Source organism: Actinomadura rudentiformis, assembly GCF_008923185.1.
GTDB classification, from domain to species: Bacteria; Actinomycetota; Actinomycetes; order Streptosporangiales; family Streptosporangiaceae; genus Spirillospora; species Spirillospora rudentiformis.
In genome coordinates, this window is the sequence record NZ_WBMT01000019.1 from 183,079 (window position 1) to 200,737 (window position 17,659).

Annotated in this window: 15 protein-coding genes and 2 tRNA genes; 5 read left to right on the top strand and 12 right to left on the bottom strand. The window is 69.5% G+C overall.

The annotated features are described in order from the left end of the window. Nucleotides 1–27 precede the first annotated feature (27 nt). On the bottom strand, nt 28–1,689 hold the full coding sequence (locus F8566_RS35235; protein WP_151566193.1) for an AMP-binding protein: 1,662 nt from the start codon (nt 1,687–1,689) through the stop codon (nt 28–30). A gap of 229 nt (nt 1,690–1,918) precedes the next feature. On the opposite strand from F8566_RS35235, the gene F8566_RS35240 reads away from it, so the two are divergent. Continuing rightward, nucleotides 1,919–2,836: an alpha/beta hydrolase gene (locus F8566_RS35240; protein ID WP_151566194.1), complete on the top strand. Its 918-nt coding sequence runs from the start codon at nt 1,919–1,921 to the stop codon at nt 2,834–2,836. On the opposite strand, the gene F8566_RS35245 is transcribed toward F8566_RS35240, so the two are convergent. The 3 genes from F8566_RS35245 to F8566_RS35255 form a co-directional block, all read right to left on the bottom strand. Next, a complete protein-coding gene (locus F8566_RS35245) occupies nt 2,814–3,164 on the bottom strand; it encodes a DUF3054 domain-containing protein (protein WP_151566195.1) in 351 nt (116 codons plus the stop codon). The genes F8566_RS35240 and F8566_RS35245 overlap by 23 nt on opposite strands. Nucleotides 3,165–3,910: 746 nt before the next feature. Then, nucleotides 3,911–3,984 (bottom strand) — tRNA-Met (locus F8566_RS35250). Continuing rightward, on the bottom strand, nt 3,962–4,630 hold the full coding sequence (locus F8566_RS35255; RefSeq protein ID WP_225993786.1) for a TetR family transcriptional regulator: 669 nt from the start codon (nt 4,628–4,630) through the stop codon (nt 3,962–3,964). Before F8566_RS35255 ends, F8566_RS35250 begins: the two co-directional genes overlap by 23 nt. Before the next feature lie 43 nt (nt 4,631–4,673). Between F8566_RS35255 and F8566_RS35260 the strand changes: the two genes are divergently transcribed. Continuing rightward, on the top strand, nt 4,674–5,915 hold the full coding sequence (locus F8566_RS35260) for a cytochrome P450 (RefSeq protein ID WP_151566196.1): 1,242 nt from the start codon (nt 4,674–4,676) through the stop codon (nt 5,913–5,915). Here F8566_RS35260 and mreB read toward each other — a convergent pair. From mreB to F8566_RS35285, 5 genes are all read right to left on the bottom strand, one after another. Further along, nucleotides 5,817–6,890 carry a rod shape-determining protein gene (gene mreB, locus F8566_RS35265; protein WP_151566197.1) on the bottom strand — a complete coding sequence of 358 codons (1,074 nt, stop codon included), beginning with the start codon at nt 6,888–6,890 and terminating at the stop codon, nt 5,817–5,819. The two genes, F8566_RS35260 and mreB, sit on opposite strands and share 99 nt — an antisense overlap. Before the next feature lie 496 nt (nt 6,891–7,386). Further along, nucleotides 7,387–7,460, bottom strand: a tRNA-Met gene (locus F8566_RS35270). A gap of 46 nt (nt 7,461–7,506) precedes the next feature. Then, nucleotides 7,507–8,559: a YlbL family protein gene (locus F8566_RS35275; RefSeq protein ID WP_151566198.1), complete on the bottom strand. Its 1,053-nt coding sequence runs from the start codon at nt 8,557–8,559 to the stop codon at nt 7,507–7,509. Between the two features lie 27 nt (nt 8,560–8,586). Next, nucleotides 8,587–9,018, bottom strand: a complete 432-nt coding sequence (locus tag F8566_RS35280) for a molybdenum cofactor biosynthesis protein MoaE (RefSeq protein ID WP_151566199.1) — start codon at nt 9,016–9,018, stop codon at nt 8,587–8,589. A 102-nt stretch (nt 9,019–9,120) separates the two neighbouring features. Then, nucleotides 9,121–9,651, bottom strand: coding sequence for a PPA1309 family protein (locus tag F8566_RS35285; RefSeq protein ID WP_151566200.1), 531 nt, complete (start codon nt 9,649–9,651; stop codon nt 9,121–9,123). A 117-nt stretch (nt 9,652–9,768) separates the two neighbouring features. Between F8566_RS35285 and F8566_RS35290 the strand changes: the two genes are divergently transcribed. Further along, a complete protein-coding gene (locus tag F8566_RS35290; protein ID WP_151566201.1) occupies nt 9,769–12,708 on the top strand; it encodes a UPF0182 family membrane protein in 2,940 nt (979 codons plus the stop codon). A 167-nt stretch (nt 12,709–12,875) separates the two neighbouring features. Here the strand turns inward: F8566_RS35290 and F8566_RS35295 are convergent, their stop codons facing one another. After that, the gene (locus tag F8566_RS35295; RefSeq protein WP_151566202.1) at nt 12,876–14,006 is read right to left on the bottom strand and encodes an NAD-dependent epimerase/dehydratase family protein; all 1,131 of its coding nucleotides are present in this window, start codon (nt 14,004–14,006) and stop codon (nt 12,876–12,878) included. Between the two features lie 86 nt (nt 14,007–14,092). Between F8566_RS35295 and F8566_RS35300 the strand changes: the two genes are divergently transcribed. After that, nucleotides 14,093–15,514 carry a zinc-dependent metalloprotease gene (locus F8566_RS35300; protein ID WP_151566203.1) on the top strand — a complete coding sequence of 474 codons (1,422 nt, stop codon included), beginning with the start codon at nt 14,093–14,095 and terminating at the stop codon, nt 15,512–15,514. A 169-nt stretch (nt 15,515–15,683) separates the two neighbouring features. Beyond that, a complete protein-coding gene (locus tag F8566_RS35305) occupies nt 15,684–16,229 on the top strand; it encodes an NUDIX hydrolase (RefSeq protein WP_151566204.1) in 546 nt (181 codons plus the stop codon). Here the strand turns inward: F8566_RS35305 and F8566_RS35310 are convergent. Both F8566_RS35310 and F8566_RS35315 read right to left on the bottom strand, forming a co-directional pair. Beyond that, the gene (locus tag F8566_RS35310) at nt 16,206–16,826 is read right to left on the bottom strand and encodes a hypothetical protein (RefSeq protein WP_151566205.1); all 621 of its coding nucleotides are present in this window, start codon (nt 16,824–16,826) and stop codon (nt 16,206–16,208) included. The genes F8566_RS35305 and F8566_RS35310 overlap by 24 nt on opposite strands. After that, nucleotides 16,823–17,410, bottom strand: a complete 588-nt coding sequence (locus tag F8566_RS35315) for a M48 metallopeptidase family protein (protein WP_151566281.1) — start codon at nt 17,408–17,410, stop codon at nt 16,823–16,825. Before F8566_RS35315 ends, F8566_RS35310 begins: the two co-directional genes overlap by 4 nt. Between the last annotated feature and the right edge of the window lie 249 nt (nt 17,411–17,659).

Below are 17,659 nucleotides of genomic sequence, written 5' to 3' on the forward strand. Positions count from 1 at the left end.
CCATGTTGTCCGCTGACGACGTGATTATCAACAAGGGGCGGAGACGATCCGGGCTCCGTCCATCTTCCCAGCCTGGAGGCGTTCCCACATGTAACGACGGCGCGGTTTGCCGCTGGAGGTGCGCTGGATCAGTCCGGTGCCGACGACGATGGTGACCTCGACGCCCTCGTCCCCCAGCCGGCGGCGCAACATCTCGCGGACATCGGGCGCCCACGAGTCGTCGGTCGTCTCGGCGAAGAGCGCCAGCCCCTTCTGCCCGGCGCCCGGGACGGCGGTGACCACGATGCGGCCCCGACCCAACCGGCTGACTTCGGCGATCTTGGCTTCGAGATCCTCCACGTACACGGAACGGCCGCGCACCTTGATGCTGTCGCCCATCCGGCCGAGCACGAAGAGCTGACTCCTATGAAAGAAGCCAGCGTCGCCCGTGAAGACCCTGCCACCATCGAAGCGCGTCGATTTACCCTCGGCCCCGGCGTAGTAGCCCGGGCAGGCGGATTCACCCCCCACAACGATCTCGCCCAGACAACCCTCCGGCAGCTCCCGGCCGTCGTCATCGACGATCGTGACCGGCACATCCTCCTGAGGTGTGCCGCATCCGACCACCCAGCCGGTCTTGGCGCCCACCGACTGCGGCCCCAGATCATGCTGCTCCAGGATCCGTACAGGCTGCCCGAACGCCAGCGACGCACTGTCAGGACGTACGGCCAGCGGGTCGCGCTCCACCTCGTCCAGCGTGACCAGCAGCGTGGTCTCGGCCATGCCGAACGCGGGCTTGAACGCGTGGCGCGAGAACCCGAACGGCTCCAGCAACTCGGCGAAGACCTCCAGCGAGTGCGGATCGATCGGCTCGGCCCCGATGATCGCTGTCTTCCAGCCCGAAAGGTCGACCCCCTCCAGCTGCTCCGGCTTCACCCGCCGCGCCACGTACGCGTACGCGAACGGCGGGGCGGCGGTGTGCCGCGCCTCGGCGAAACAGCGAACCCACCGCGCAGGATCCCGAATGAAGTGATCGGGCCGCATCAGCTTCAGATGAGCCTGCCGCGCGATCGGTGTGAGAAAACACCCTATAAGCCCCATGTCGTGATAGAGCGGCAGCCACGAGGCGACGGTGTCCTCGTCGTCGAACCCGGCGCTGCGCGCGATCAACTCGGTGTTGGCCTCCAGGTTGTCCCAGGTGACCATGACCCCGCGCGGCGCGCCGCTGGAGCCGGACGTGAACTGCAGCAGCGCGAGCTCGCCCACCTCCTGCACATCGGCCTCGATCGGAGCCTGCCGGGGCTCCCAAGGCTCCCCGTCCAGCCCGGCCTGCTCCATGGCACGGGCCGCGAGCGGAGCCAGATCAGCCGAGGCGATCGTCAACACCGGCTCGGCCTGGCGCAGAATCGCCGCGACATGCGCGACATAGTCGTCGCCGTCCTGGAACAACGGCGGCGTGATCAAACACACGGTGGCACCCGCCGCCCAGACCCCGTAGTACGTCTCGATGCACGTGAAGTCGGTCGGAAGGATCATGCACACCACGTCACCGGGCCGGACGCCTGCCTCGATGAGCGCCCCACCGGTACGACGTGCGGCCGACGCCAGCTCGCCGTAGTCGCGGAACTCCCACCCTCCGTCATCGCTCGCCAGGTGCACGCCGCGTCGGATGTTCGGCTTGTCCAGCCAGTCGCGCAGCGCAGATGTCATGCGGGGTCCCTTTCGCGTGTGACTCGTGAGTAACTTCACCAGGACGCCCGCATCCACGTCAACCGCGACGATCACAAACCAAACCGTTCACACATTGGCGGACTCCCACACACCCGAACTTGTGAGACCGGTGACAACCGCCCCGACCAAAAACTTCACACCTGACCATTCCCTCACCATTGATCCCGTTGTTACCGTCGCACGAGCCTGCGACCAGGAACGAGATCACATGCTGTCGGCCACCCTGACCATCAGCCTCACCGCCGCACTACTCAGCGGCGCGACGGTCGCAGACGAGAAACGGCTGAGCTCGCAGATGCTGGAGCTCACCGTCAAATCCAAGGCCATGCGCAAGACGCTCAAGGTCCGGCTCCTCGTGCCCAAGGGCTGGTCGCGCAAGGCGAAGCGCACCTGGCCGACCGTGTGGGCGCTGCACGGCGGCAACGACCGCTACACCGCCTGGTCCAAGAAATCCGACATCGCCACCTTGGCCGCCCGCCGCCAAGTCCTGGTCGTCATGCCCGAAGGCGGCTTCGCGGGCGGCTACACCGACTGGTGGCACTACGGCCGAGGTGGCAGCCCGGCCTGGGAGACGTTCCACCTCACAGAACTGCGTTCTCTCCTGGAAAAGAGATACCGAGCAGGCAAAAAGCGCGCCGTCCTAGGCCAGTCCTCCGGCGGGTACGGCGCGTTGATCTACGCGGCCCGCCACCCCGGCATGTTCCGCTTCGCCGCCTCGTACAGCGGCTACGCCTCCACCCTCACCAACGGCGCGCCCGACGTACTGATGACCGGCCTGGGCCCGTTCACAGACAAGTACGCAATGTGGGGACACCCGTTCCTCCAACGCAAGATCTGGGCGGCGCACGACCCGGTGTCGATGGCCGCCGGCCTGCGCGGCACCAAGCTCTTCCTCTCGGTCGCCCGGAGAGGCGTCAAGGGCCCGCTCGATCCCCCGACCGCACAAGCAGCCGACCCCGCCGAGGCGTTCTGCTGGTACACCACCCAGCCGTTCCTCAAGCGCCTCAAACAACTAAGAATCCCGATAACAACGCACCTCTACCCCAAAGGCACACACAGCTGGGCCTATTGGAAGTACGAGCTGCACCGTTCCTGGCCACTCATCATGAAGTCACTAGACGCCTAGTGGCCAACCGCCACCCCAGCAGCGTCACCCCCGTGAAGACCGTCGCGACAACAACGAACGCGACAGCTGTGCCCTGCCCAGACACCGCCCGCAGCACCATGCCAACCGCAACCGTCATCACCCAGATCCCCGCAGCCGGCAAAAACCCAAACGGCTCACGCCAGGCGCGAGTAACGCCCCACCCCACCGCCAGCCCCACGAGAAACGGCCAAGCCGTAGTCACAAACCCGCCCAAGCTAGCCGCCTCATCATGAGAGGCCCGCCCAATCAGAACGAACACCAGCACGCAACAAACGTCCGCAACCCCAGCCGCAACTCTCCGCACCACCCCAGGCTATCCACGCCCCCAGCCACCGCTGGCCCAACCCGATCCGGAGCCAGTGACCTGGGTATCCGCGCCCGCTCGACTAGGCAAGCTGCACTGGAAAGTGCAGGGGCCACCGATTCGCATGGCCAGGCCAGATGCTGGGCGGAGCCAGTGGAGGAAGCGCGAATGTCCTAAGCAGAGCAAATCGGAGCCCAGGTGTGCCGGGGCCAAGCTCCATGAACGTGGGCGAAGTGGCGGCCACCCCAAAGGGTCAGAACCTCGCAAACGGGGCGAAGTCCATGCGAACGCGGGGGCGGAGCCCAGGGACGCAAACCCCATGGAGATGCGGCGCGAACCCCGAACGACCGAAGCCCAGCAGGGGTGCAGGGGCGGAGCTCCGTGGGGTGCTGGGCCCACAGGGCGCTGGGGGCGAAGCCCGGAACGAGACGGAATCCCGACGGTGCCGGGCGGAACCCGAACGGCAAGCCCAACCGGAGTGGGGGCGAAGCCCTGAGAGGAACAAAACCCGAGAAGTGCCGGGGCGAAGCACAACGGTGGCGCAGGGGCGGAGCCCAACGGGGGTGCAGGGGCGGAGCCCCGCGAATGGGGCGAAGCCCCACGATGGGGCGAAGCCCCAAAGGGGCGAAGCCCTGACGGGGGTGCGGGGGCGGAGCCCCTGCATCGGGGGTTCCAGGGGGTCGCCCCCCTGGGAATGGCGAAGGGGTTGGGGCTCGCGCTTTCCGCGAGCACACCAACCCCAAACCCTGTAGCGGGGGCAGGATTTGAACCTGCGACCTCTGGGTTATGAGCCCAGCGAGCTACCGAACTGCTCCACCCCGCGGCGATGCGTTAACTCTATAGGGTCCGGAGGGTGAACGCGAACTGATTGCCGGGGCGCGCAGGGCGGCGGTGAGCATCTCGACGAGATCGGCCACGAACGTGTCGTGGTCGAGGAGGGAGTCGTCGCGGGCGGTGCGGTCGGCCAGGGCCGCGGTGAGGAACGCGATGACCACCGCGATGCGTTCCAGCGCGAGGGGTTCGGGGAGGAACGCGCGGCAGGCGTCTTCAAGCATGTGGAGTTGCCTCGCGATCGCCGTGTCCTGGATCAGGGCGGGCACGGTGTGGCTCCGTACGCCCGCGTGACCGGCGACCTGCACCACGATCCGCAGGAAGTCCCGTCCGTCCTCGGTCTTCAGTTCCTCGGCGATCGGTTCCACGATGGCCTCGACGACGGCCCGCAGGTCGGTGGGGTCGAGGGTGGCGAGCGCCTCGGCTCGTGCGGGCTCCATCCGGTCGACGCCGGCGCGGAGGATCGCTTCGAGGAGGCCGCGCCGGGACCCGAAGTGGTAGGTGATCGCCGAGTCGTTGCCCTGACCGGCCAGCGCCACGATGTCGCGGGTGCGGGCGGCGTCGATGCCCTCGGTGGCGAAGAGCCGGGCGCCGGCCCGCATCAGCAGCTCCTTGGTCGCCCTTGCGTCTCTCGGCACCCGATGATACTAACAGGGGGCGTTAATAACGGGAGGCGTTAAAGTGAGCACGTACGACCCGTTCGACCCGAGCTTCCAGGCCGACCCGTATCCCGCCTACCGGCGACTCCGTGACGACGACCCCGTGCACCGGCACGACGACCCGCCGTTCTGGGCGCTGTCGAGGTTCGCCGACGTCTGGGCGGCGGTCCGCGATCCCGCGACGTTCTCCTCCGCGCAGGGCCTGACGTTCTATCCGGATGAGATCGGCATGCTGGGCCTCGCCCCGACGATGGTCATGCTGGACCCGCCCCGGCACACCCGGCTCCGGCGCCTGATCAGTCACGGCTTCACGCCGCGCCGGATCTCCGCTCTCGAAGATCTGCTGCGGGAGTTCGTCCGGGGCCGCCTGGACGCCATGGAACGCAAGGCCGCCGACGGCGAGCCGGTCGATCTCCACCGCGACTTCTCCTCGCCGCTCCCCACGTTCGCCCTCGCCCATCTTCTCGGCGTCCCGGCCGCCGACCGCGCGCGTTTCGACCCGTGGGTGACCGCGCTGACCACGCTGCAGGACGACGGCTTCACCATCCGCGAAGGCGGCGCCGTCGAGGCCGTGGCCGAGATGTTCGCCTACTTCAGCGACGTGGTGGCGGCCCGGCGCACCGACCCCGTCGACGACCTCATCAGCACACTGACCAGGGCGGAGATCGACGGCGAACGCCTCACCGACTGGGACATTCTCGGCTTCTGCTTCGTCATGGTGGCCGGCGGGAACGACACCACGGGCAACCTCATCTCGCACGGCGTCGCGCTCCTCGACGGGCACCATGCCCAGCGCGAGAAGCTCGTCGCCGATCCCTCCCTCATCCCGAACGCGCTGCTGGAGTTCCTGCGCCTCGAAGGCTCGGTCCAGGCATTGGCGCGTACGACCACCAGGCCCGTCACGCTGCACGGAATCGAGATCCCGGCGGGCGAGAAGGTGATGATGGTGTACGGGGCGGCCAACCGGGACGAACGCGAGTTCGGCCCGACCGCCGGCACCCTCGACATCAGCCGCGAGATCCCGCGTCACCTGGGCTTCGCGACGGGCGTGCACTTCTGCATCGGGTCTCACCTTGCCAAACTGCAGGCCCGCATCGCCCTAGAAGAGCTCTACGCCCGCCATCCGCACGCGGGAGTCGACCTCGGCAACGCCAAGCGGATCTCCTCACCGTTCACGCGAGGCTGGGCCACGCTTCCCGCCACCCACATCCAGCCGCCGAACGAAGGAACCGTTCACCGGGTCCCGGCCGACAGGGACCAGTGACCCCCGTGACCGGCGCTTCCGCCTGGGCGTGTCCAGCCCCTTCATGTGCCGAGCGGTCCCGACCACCACGGCGGAGAACGGATCGTCGGCGATCTGCACCGGGATCTCGGTCTCCTTGCGCAGGAGGTCGGCCAGTCCGCGCAGCAGCGAACCGCCACCGGTGAGCGCGACCCCCCTGTCCATCAGGTCGCCGGACAGCTCCGGCGGGCAGTTCTCCAGAACGGCGCGTACCGCGGTCACGATCGCCATGATCGGCTCGGTCGCGGCAGCCCGGACCTCTTCGGCGCTCAGCTCGACCGTGCCGGGCAACCCGGTGGCCTTCCACCGGCCATGGAGCTCGAGCCCGCCCGGCCCGTCGGCCAGCTGTTTCCCCACCGCCAGCTCCCCGACGAGCATCGCGCGCTCCGACCGGACGTACGAGGCGATCGCCCGGTCGACGTCCTCTCCACCGATCCGCGCCGTGTGGGCGAGGACGACACCACCCGCGGAAATGATCGCGATGTCCGTCGAGCCCGCCCCGATGTCGGCGATGAGGGCCGCCCTGGCGTCCCCGATGGTCAGCCCGCACCCGAGCGCGGCCGCGACCGGTACCTCGACGAGGTACACCGCACGCGCACCCGCCTGGAAGGCCACGTCCTGCGCCGCGCGCCGTTCCACCGCCGTCGCCCCGCTCGGCACCGCGACGGCCACTCGCGGCGGTGCGATCCGGCCCCACCTGTTCGCCCGCGTCATGAACTGCCGCAGCATGCCGTCGGCGAGGCCGAACTCCGCGATCGTCCCGTTCCGCATGGGATGCTCGACCGAGACCGCGGCACAGCCGACCATCCGCTGCGCCTCGGAGCCCGCGGCGACCACCTTGTCGTCCTCCACGGCCACCAGGGACGGCTCGTCGAGGACCATGCCCTTGCCCAGCACGTAGACACGGGTGTTGGCGGTCCCGAGGTCGACCGCGATGTCCCTGCTGAGCATCCCCATGATCAGGCCCTTGCCGATCCGACGTTGTACGCGACATACCCGCTGCTCGGACCTTCAGGTCCCGTGACATGTCAAGAGGACACAAAGATCGTCGGCCCTCGAAGGAACAGACTGGGATACGCACGCCGAATTCGAGCCGGCGAAGCCACTCCAGAAGCAAGGAGGGAAACAGGAGGCCGAACAGCACCACCGCCGAAGGCCGTTTCCACAGGCCGACCCTCAAACGGCGCCCTCTACATGCCCGGCCTGTTCTGAGCAATGGCGAAGGGGTCGGCGCCTAGTCGCGTATACAAGCGCACAACCCCAGCGTCGCGCACAAACCCCAGCCCCGCAGACCCGCACACAAACCAAAGCCCCACAAACCCGAGCACAAACCCCAGCGCGGCGCACAATCCCCAGCCCCGCACACGGGGGTTCCAGGGGGTCGCCCCCTGGGAAAAATGGCGAAAGGGTTGGCGGCTCGCGCTTTCCGCGAGCACACCAACCCCAAACCCTGTAGCGGGGGCAGGATTTGAACCTGCGACCTCTGGGTTATGAGCCCAGCGAGCTACCGAACTGCTCCACCCCGCGGCGATGCGTTAACTGTATGGCATGCGAGGGGATGGACCAAATCGGCTCAGCTGCCGGGGCAGGCGGGGAGGTCGTTCTTACCCGCGTTAAGGGATTCCAGGGACTTGATGGCGCTGTCCAGGGTGTCGGCCCGGACGAGGCGGAGGCCGTCGGGGCGGGCGGCCACGGCGTCGGTGCAGTTGTCCGCGGGGGTCAGGAAGACCGTGGCGCCGGCGTGACGGGCGGCGATCATCTTCTGCTGGATGCCGCCGATCGGGCCGACCTTGCCCTCGGGGGTGATGGTGCCGGTGCCGGCGATGAACTTGCCGCCGGTGAGGGCGCCGGGCGTGAGCTTGTCGACGATGGCGAGGGAGAACATCAGGCCGGCGCTGGGCCCGCCGATGTCGCCGACGCTGATGTCCACCTTGAACGGGAACTTGTACTGGTCGCCCAGGACGACGCCGACCACGGGCCGCTTGCCGTCGGGCGAGGCGGCGGTGGTGAGGGAGACCTTCTGCTCGGCGCCGCCGCGCTTGAGGGTCACGGTCACCGGGTTGCCGATCTTGCGCTTGGCCATCAGCTCGGTGACCTGCGCGACGCTGGTGACCTTCGTCGCGTCCACCGCGATGATCTCGTCTCCGGGCTTGATCTTGCCGTCGGCGGGCTTGCCCTTCTGCACGGAGTCGACCAGGACCTGGATGGAGATCGGGACCTTGAGATGGTTGAGCGCGGCCGCCTCGGCGTTCTGCTGCGAGTCGCGCATCTGGCGGGTGTTCTCCTCGTCCACCTGCTGCTGCGACTCGTTCTTGGGGAAGATCGTCTCTTCGGGGACGATCGCCACGTCGTCGTCGACCCAGCCGCGGAGGGCGGTGAAGAGGTCGATGCGGGCGCCGGGGCCGCCCCGGTAGGTGACCGTCGTGAAGTTCAGGTGGCCGGTGGCCGGGTAGACCTCGCGTCCGTCGATCTTGACCAGCGGCTGGCCCTTGTCGTTCGTGCCCAGGGTGTTGCTCGTCGGGCCGGGCATCAGCGCGACGTAGGGCACCGGCATGAACGAGCCCACGAGGGCGAAGATGAGGACGAGCACGCTCGTGAGGGTGAGCGTGGCGGCACGACGAGACATGTCGGAAACTCTATGCGCACAGGGGGCCTAGCAGGCACCGACCCACTCGTCGCCGCCGTCCTCGAACAGCTGGTGCTTCCAGATGGGCACCTGGGCCTTGAGGTCGTCGATCAGCCGGCGGCACGCCTCGAACGCCTCGCCGCGGTGCGGGCAGGACGCCGCGACCACCACGGCGAGATCGCCGATCTCCAGCTCGCCGATCCGGTGGACGGCCGCGATGGCCTTGACGGGATAGTCCGCGACGACCTTCTCCATGACGGCACGGAGCTCGCGTTCGACGGTGGGGTGAGCGCTGTAGGACAGCCGGCGGACGGCGCGGGCATGGTCGGTGTCGCGAACGGTGCCGACGAAGACCGTCGTGCCGCCCGCACCGGGATCGCCGACCGCGTTGAAGACCTCGTCGACCGACAGGGGCGTCTCCCGGACACCGATCAGCCGGATGACGTCCTCAGAAGCCATGACCTCGCTCACCTCACGCAGGTTACCCGCAACCAGGCCACCCCGCCCGTCCGCCCGTCCGCCCGCCCGCCTGGCACCTGGCGCCTGGGGCCTGGCGCCTGGTCAGGCTTGTTGGGTCGGCTCGTCTGGTTCGAACGTGGCGATGAGGGCGTCCGCGAGGGCGGGGACCAGGTCGGGGCCCACCAGGACCTCGTCGTCGGTGTCGTGGCGGCGGAGGCGGAGGGCCGAATGGCGGGTGCCGTCGCGGAGCACGCCGACGACCATGCGGACGTCCTCGCGCTTGGGGTGCTCGGCGGCCCAGCTGGCGGCCTCCTTCTCGTCCTCCGGGATCTCGTCCTCGGCGTCGGGCGGCAGAACGACCCGTTCGATCACGAGGGCACAGCCCGCGACCGCCTCCGGCCAGGCGATCGTCGCCAGCGCGTCCTCCACCCCGCCCTGCTCCGGCAGCGCGGGCTGCTCCAGGGCGGCGAGCGTGTCCGCGTCGGCGGGCAGGCCCAGATCATCGGCCAGCTCGGGCTCGGCGCGCCGCAGTTCGGCGCTTTCCACGAGCGCGTACAGCTTCGGTGCGGTGTCCCATCCTTCCTGGGCAGAGTGGCGTTCGAGGTCCAGCACGACTTCTTCCAGAAGACTCACGTGGTCATCTTCCCCCCAATCCCGCGAAGGAAATGCTGGAACCCCCCGCCAAGTCGGTAAGTTGCATAGACAGCACCGGCTCTCCGCCGGTGGGCATGACCTGAAACGGAGAGGCCATTGACCTTCCGGACTCCCGGATTCGGGCGACGGCTCGGCACCGGCCGGACGCGGCTGGTGGTGCCGGTGCTGGTCGCGCTGGCGATACTGCTGGTCGCGTTCATGGTGTTCACGTCCATCTGGACGAATCTGCTCTGGTACCGCTCGGTCGGCTTCTCGTCGGTCTACACGACGCAGCTGTGGGCCAGGGTCCTGCTGTTCCTCGGCGCGGGCCTGCTGATGGCGGTCGTGGTGGGCGCCAACATGGTGATCGCCTACAAGCTGCGCCCCGCGTACCGGCCGTTGTCGGTCGAGCAGCAGGGACTGGAGCGCTACCGTGCCGTCGTCGATCCGCATCGCAAACTGATCGCGGGCGGGCTCCTCGGGCTACTGGGACTGCTGACGGGCTCGTCGGTGGCGGGCCAGTGGCCGGTGTTCCTGGCGTTCCTCAACCGGACGTCCTTCGGGCTCGAAGACCCGCAGTTCCACAAGGACATCTCGTTCTACGTCTTCACCTACCCGTTCCTGCGGCTGGTGCTGGGCGTGGTCTTCGCCACGGTGATCCTGTCGATCCTGGCGTCGGTCGCCGTGCACTACCTGTACGGCGGGCTGCGGCTGCAGGGTCCCGGTGACAAGGCCAGCGGCCCCGCGCGCGCCCATCTGTCGGTCCTGGTCGGGCTGTTCGTGCTGCTGAAGGCGTTCGCCTACTGGTTCGACCGGTACGGGCTGGCACATTCCGAACGCGGCGTCGTGACCGGCGCCTCGTACACCGACGTCAACGCGCTGCTCCCGGCCAAGACGATCTTGGCGCTCATCGCGCTGATCTGCGCCGCGCTGTTCTTCGTCAACATCACGCGGCGCGGCATGATGCTGCCCGGCGTCGGCTTCACCCTGCTGGTGGTGTCGGCGATCCTGGTCGGCGGCGTCTACCCGCTGCTGATCCAGCAGTTCCAGGTCAAGCCGGACGAGCTGGCCAAGGAGCGCCAGTTCATCGCGCGCAACATCGAGGCCACCCGCGCCGCGTACGGCGTCGACGGGGTCAAACCGGAGGTGTACGGGGCCACCCCGGCCACCGACGCCAAGAAGCTGACCGCCGAGTCGGGACGGCTGCAGAGCGACGGCGTGCGCCTGCTCGACCCGAACGTGGTCGGCGAGACGTTCCAGCGGCTCCAGCAGGGCCGTAACTTCTACAAGTTCCCCGACCCGCTCGACGTCGACCGCTACAAGGTCGACAACAAGACGATCGACACGATCGTGGCGCTCCGCGAGGTCTCCGGCGCGCCGGCCGGGCAGCAGAGCTGGGTCAAGGACCGCCTGGTCTACACCCACGGCTACGGGTTCGTGTCCGCGTACGGCGACCGCATCGCGGCCGGCGGCAACCCGGACTTCGTGACCAAGGACATGCCGGTCTCCCCCGCCGCCAAGATCAAGGTCGACAAGCCGCAGATCTACTTCGGCGAGCGCTCTCCCGGCTACTCCGTCGTCGGCGGCCAGGGCCAGCAGGAGCTGGACTTCCCCGACGACAAGAGCCCGGGCGGCCAGGCGTACACCCAGTACGAGGGTTCGCGCGGGGTGCCGATCGACTCGTTCTTCAACAAGCTGCTGTTCGCGACCAAGTTCCAGGAGAAGAACCTCCTGCTCTCCGGCGCGATCAAGTCCGGGGCGAAGATCCTCTACAACCGCAACCCGCGCGAGATGGTGCAGCGGACGGCGCCCTGGCTGACGCTGGACGGCGACCCGTACCCGGCGGTGGTGAACGGCCGGATCCTGTGGATCCTCGACGGCTACACCACGTCCAACGGCTACCCGTACTCCGAGCAGACGAGCCTCGGCGACGCCACCCGCGACACCGTCACCGACACCCGGTCGGCGGTGGCCCGGCAGGCGAACGACCGCATCAACTACATGCGCAACTCCGTCAAGGCGACCGTGGACGCCTATGACGGCACGATCCACCTCTACCAGTGGGACGACAAGGACCCGGTCGTCCAGACCTGGATGAAGGTCTTCAAGGGCACCGTGGAGCCCAAGAGCGCGATCGACAAGGTCCCCGGGCTCAAGGACCACTTCCGCTACCCGCAGGACATGTTCAAGGTGCAGCGCCGCATCCTGGCGAAGTACCACGTGACCGAGCCCGGGCCGTTCTTCAACGGTGAAGGCTTCTGGTCGGTGCCGGAGGACCCGGGTGCCAAGGGCAAGACGCAGCCGCCGTACTACCAGGCCCTGCGAATGCCCGGCGACAGCGCACCGCAGTTCTCCCTGACCTCGGTGTTCACACCGCGTGGCCGAGGCAACCTGGCCGCGTTCATGGCGGTCGACACGAGCGCCGACCCGGCCCGGATCCGCGTCCTGGAACTCCCCCGAAATTCCCTCGTGGACGGGCCGGAGCTGGTCCAGGGCTCGTTCGGCAGTGATCCGGGCGTCCAGGCCCAGTTGCTGCCGCTGAAACAGTCCGGCACGACACTCGTCTACGGCAACCTGCTCACGCTGCCGTTCGCCGACGGGATCCTGTACATCGAACCGGTGTACGCGAAGGTCTCGGGCGGCACAGGCCAGCAGCCGTACCCGATCCTGCGCAAGGTCCTGGTGCGGTACGGGGAGAAGTCGGCCGCAGGCGACAACCTCGCCGACGCCCTCAAGGGGGTCTTCGGCGGCACCGGTACCGTCGCGCCGCCGACATCGCCCGGCCAGCAAGGCCAACCCCAGACGGGCGGCCAGCTCAGCGCGTCCGCCCAGAAGGCGATCACGGACCTGCAGAACGCGATCAACGCGTTCGAAGACGCCCAGCGCAAGGGCGACTTCAACGCCATGGGCGAGGCCTGGAAGCAGATCAAGGCCGCCCGCGACGCGCTGGCCGCGGCCCAGGCCGCAGCCGCCGCCAAGCCGGCCGCCAGCCCGTCCCCGAGCCCAACGGGTTCCCCATCACCCACCCCGACCGGCTCACCCACCCCGACAAGCTGACCCCGACCATCCACGTGGCCGGGCGGGGCGCAAGCCCCGTCCGGCCACAACCACATGACCCGCGTTACCGAGGACCGGCCTGCGACCGCGCGGGGGTGCCAGGGGTGGGCGCCAGAGGGCGGGAGTCGGGTTGGTCGGTCTCGGGCTCTGGTCAGTCTTGGGACGGGTCAGCGGCGGCGTTTGCGGGCTCGGCGGATGGCGGCCGCGGCGCCGATCGCGGCGACGGTGGCGCCCGCGGCGGTCGCCATGGTGGCCTCCTTGCCGCCGACGCGACGGCCGACGACGGCGTGCCGGCCCGCGCTCTCGTCCATGAGCACGCGGAGGGCGGTCGCGTTGTCGTACGCGGGTTTCCATCCGGCGGCGCGCAGGCGGGCGGCGTCGACCACCCACGGGTACGTCACGTAGTGCAGGTCCGTGGCGGGCGCCGGCGTCATGCCGAGGCGGTGCAGGCGCTGGGCCATGCCGAACGTGACGGCGGCGGGCAGTTCGAAGCTGCGCTTGCCGGTGATCTCGGAGACCTCGTCGGAGCCGAGCCAGCCCTCGCAGGTGACCGCGACCGGGCCCGTGACGTCGGAGACGACCACCACCTCAAGGGCGGCCGCCAGGTCCTCGATGTGGCAGAACTGCCAGGCGGGCGTGCTGCCCTTGACCGACAGCAGCCGGGGCGCCTCGAAGTGCCGGGTCATCACGGTGTCGATCCCCGGCCCGACGAGGGTGGCGGGCCGTACGACCGTGACCTCCAGGCCGGGATGGGTGATGGGCGCGCTCGCGGCGAGATCCTCGATCTCCAGGAAGTCGCCCGCGATGCTGGCGTTGGCCTCGGCGAGAAGCGGCGCGTCCTCGTTCAGGGGCACCTCGTTGTCCGGGCCCGCCCCGTACACCATCGCGCTCGTCACCAGGATCACGCGCCGCACCCGGGCGGCGGCCGCGGCCGTCACGACGGTCTGCGCGCCGCGGACGTTGTGGGTACGGCGTTCCCGGGGGTCGAGCTCGGGGGAGTATTCGAGGTCGGCGTGCACGATCACGTCCACGTCCGACAGCCGGTTCGACAGCAGCGGGTCGCGGATGTCCACGACACGCCATGTGACGCCCGGCACATCTCCACGGTGGCCGTCGATCGCGACGACCTTGCGCACCCGTTGCCCCGAAGGGGGACGTCCCCCCGCGCCGACTTCGTCGGCATGTGCAGCACGCTCGGCGAGCCGTGCGGCCAGCAGCCGCCCCGCCCCGGAGGCCGCGCCGGTGACGGCGACGACCGGACCCTTGCTACGCCGAGGGCGAACCTTGCCCGTTGCCACGGAGGTGCCCCCTTCCTTGTGTACGCGAGTTCGCCAGGACCGGCTAACGTGGCCGGTATGAGCCCATCATGCCCAGGGGCAAACCTATGAGTGACACTCCGTTCGGCTTCAACCGTCCAGGCGACGGTGACGACGACAAGCCCCAGGACCCATTCAAGGCCATGGGCGGCGACATGCAGCAGTTCGCCGCCATGTTGCACAGGTTCGCCGACATGATCGGCAGCCAGGGCGCTCCCGGCGGCCCCGACGCCGGTCCGCTGAACTGGGACCTGGCCAAGAACATCGCACGCCACTCCGTGGTCGAGCAGGGTGACCCGTCGATCGTGGACGCCGAGCGGCGCCAGGTCGAGGAGGCGTTGCGCCTGGCCGACCTGTGGCTGGACGAGGGCACGACCCTGCCCGCCGGCATCCAGAAGCCGCAGGCCTGGAGCCGGTCGGAGTGGATCGAGCAGACGCTGCCGGTCTGGGCGAAGGTGTGCGACCCGATCGCGACCCGCATGGTCGAGTCCATGGGCGGCGCCCTCGGCGGCGCGGGCGACATCCCCGCCGAGATGCAGGCGATGGCCGGACCGCTGATCGGCATGGTCAAGCAGATGGCCGGGGCCATGGTGGGCGGCCAGGCCGGGCAGGCGCTGGGCGCGCTGGCCCGCGAGGTCGTCGGCTCGGCCGACGTCGGGCTCCCCCTCGCCCCCGACGGCGTGGGCGCGCTGCTGCCGGCCGGGGTGGACGCGTTCGGTGAGGGCCTGGAGGTCTCCGACGACGAGGTCCGGCTCTATCTGGCACTGCGCGAGGCCGCGCACCAGCGGCTGTTCGCGCACGTGCCGTGGCTGCGGGCGCACATCCTGGGAGCGGTCGAGGACTACGCGCGCGGCATCACCGTGGACCTGTCCGGCATCGAGCAGGCGGTCCAGGGCCTGGACATCTCCAACCCCGAGGCGATCCAGGAGGCCCTCGGCGGCGAGATCAGCCTCCAGCCCGAGGAGACCCCGCAGCAAAAGGCGGCGCTCGCCCGCTTGGAGACCACGCTCGCCCTCGTCGAGGGCTGGGTCGACACCGTGGTCAACGAGGTCGCCAACGGCCGCCTGCCCGGCGCGGTCAAGCTGGCCGAGGCCGTGCGGCGCCGCCGCGCCACCGGCGGTCCGGCCGAACGCACGTTCGCCACCCTCGTCGGCCTGGAGCTCCGGCCGCGCCGCCTCCGCGAGGCCGCCACCCTCTGGCGGACCCTCACCGAGGTCCGCGGGGCCCAGGGCCGCGACGCCGTCTGGGAGCACCCGGACCTGCTGCCCACTGCCGAGGACCTGGACGACCCCGAGGGCTTCGCGCAAGGCAAGTCCGAGCTGGACGACCTCGACATCTCCGCCTTCACCAACGAGGACGGCACCGGCAAGGCCGGCACTGGCGAAGGCGGCACCGACGAAGGCGGCACCGACGAAGGCGGCACCCGCGGAGGCGCCACAAGCCAGGACGGCACGGACGAGGACGGCGACGACCCCAAAGCGAGCTCGTGAAGCCCCGGGCCCATACGCGCGTGAACGGCTGCCTGATCGACCCGAGGACCTCCTCGGCCATGATCAGGCGCCGGACCGCCCGCGCCTCACTCTGCTGGCAGCGCCCGACCGATCATGAACGCCGGCGCCGCCATCCGGCCAACTCGCTCTACCCGCGCATAGGCCGGACGTGACGCTGCACGCAGATGCCGTACGCGTCCTCACCACCTGGCAGGCGCCGGATCCCGCCCAGGATCGGCTCCGCCAGGACTTCCTGCGCCACCTGGAAGATCACGCCAACGGCACCTGGCGCGAATGCGTCCCCGGGCACATCACCGCCAGCACGCTGGTCCTGGACGCCACCGGCACCCAGGTTCTGCTGACGCTGCACAGCAAGGTCAAAGCATGGCTCCAGCTGGGCGGCCACTGCGAGGCGGGCGACCGGACCCTGGCCGAGGCCGCTCTCCGCGAGGCCACCGAGGAGTCAGGCATTCCGGATCTGGCGTTCCACCCGGACCCCGTCCAGCTCGACCGCCACGCCGTGCGCTGCCACCCCGAGGGCTCCTGGCACCTGGACGTCCAATACGTCGCCTACGCCCCGGAGAACGCCCGCCACGCGATCAGCGACGAGTCCGACGACCTCCGCTGGTTTGCGGCTGCGGACCTCCCGACCCCCACCGACGAAGCCGTCCGCCGCCTGGTGACCCGAGCCCTAGGAAAGCGGGTGGCCTTCTAGGAGTGCCCGCGTGGTTTCCCAGCCTTCCAGGCCGGGGTCCAGGAAGCGGAGGTCTTCGGGGTCGCGCAGGCGGTGCCAGGACGGCCCTTGGGGCACTTGACCGTGGCGAGGCGCCGCGGCGCGGAGGCGGGAGAGCACGTCGGGGGCGTCGAGATCGGTCTCCTTGAGAGCCGCGGCCAGCCAGTCCGGGAGCGGGAGCCGGGCGGCGAGGGCCACCAGGCCGCCGCCCTCCGACTGGCAGGCGGCCGACGGGGCGCTGCCGAGGGCGCGGAAGAGCTTGCCCAGCAGGAGGGGCGGGAGGTCGGGAGCGTCCGCCGCCAGGAGCGCGGCTTCCTCGGCTCCGGCCGCGTAGAGTGCGGCGAAGGCGCCTTGGAGGGTGTCCTCTCGTACGATCAAGGTGCCCGGCCAGGTGATCGCTTCAGCGCCGGGCTGATCAGGAGGGCTCAGCACCAGGGCGGGCTTGACGAGCTCCAGCCCTGCGACCACCTCGTACGTATCCTCCAGCAAGGCCAGCCGGAACTCGTCCGGGTCGATCCCGGGCGGGCTGGGGCGGTGCGGGGTCGGAACGGACAGGACCGCGGCGTAGCGGACGGTCACCCGGCGACTCCGTGGGTGAGATCATCGGGCAGATCGCCCTCATCGGCCAGCGGGAGGTGTTCGGCTGCGGCGACGCCCTCCAGGTAGCCGCGGGCCCGCTCGGTCTTGGGGTAGGTGCCCACCAGCGCCCAGAAGTCCGCCCCGTGGCCGGGAATCAGCAGGTGGGCCAGCTCGTGGACCAGGACGTAGTCGACGACCCAGGACGGCATCCCGCGCAGCCGGGTGGAGAGCCGGATCGTCGCGTCGTCCGGCGTGCACGATCCCCAGCGGGTGCGCTGGTTGGCGACCCAGCGCACGCTGGCGGGCTCGGCACGACCACCCAGATAGCGCCGGGACAGCTCCCGCGCCCGGGCTTCAAGATCGGCGTCGCTGGGGCGCCGGCGGCGCTCCCGTTCGGCCAGGCGTTCGAGGATGGTCGTGATCCACTGCTCCTCCTCGGCCTTGCTCAGCCGGGAGGGAAGCATCACGACGACCTTGTCCCCGTCGCGGTAGGCGGACACGGTCCGCCGACGTCGATTGCTGCGGCGGACCTCAACGTTGGGGGGCACCCCAGAACCGTACCCAAAATTTTGCCCTCTCCACAGGGGGGCATTGACATCTTCCCAGGTCAGCCTGGGTGTTTTTGACCATCCCCAGAGGGTTTCCACAGCCCCTCCCCTGGCTTTCCACAGCAACACCCCGGAACATCCCCAGGTGCCTCCACAACCTGTCCACACGCCCCCGTTGACGACCTTTCTGACCGCTCCTACTGTCGGGGTCCGAGATGGCTCCGGCCGCCGGGAGACCGCTTCGAAAGGGGAAGGGAAGCGGACGCCCGGCAGCCGGGGCTTTTC

Bases quoted from the DNA above. Each gene is read 5' to 3' on its own strand.
- mreB (WP_151566197.1), bottom strand. From the start codon at position 6,890: ATGGGGATGCTCAGCAGGGACATCGCGGTCGACCTCGGGACCGCCAAC.
- F8566_RS35300 (WP_151566203.1), top strand. From the start codon at position 14,093: ATGAGTGACACTCCGTTCGGCTTCAACCGTCCAGGCGACGGTGACGAC.
- F8566_RS35280 (WP_151566199.1), bottom strand. From the start codon at position 9,018: ATGGCTTCTGAGGACGTCATCCGGCTGATCGGTGTCCGGGAGACGCCC.
- F8566_RS35275 (WP_151566198.1), bottom strand. From the start codon at position 8,559: ATGTCTCGTCGTGCCGCCACGCTCACCCTCACGAGCGTGCTCGTCCTC.
- F8566_RS35240 (WP_151566194.1), top strand. From the start codon at position 1,919: ATGCTGTCGGCCACCCTGACCATCAGCCTCACCGCCGCACTACTCAGC.
- F8566_RS35235 (WP_151566193.1), bottom strand. From the start codon at position 1,689: ATGACATCTGCGCTGCGCGACTGGCTGGACAAGCCGAACATCCGACGC.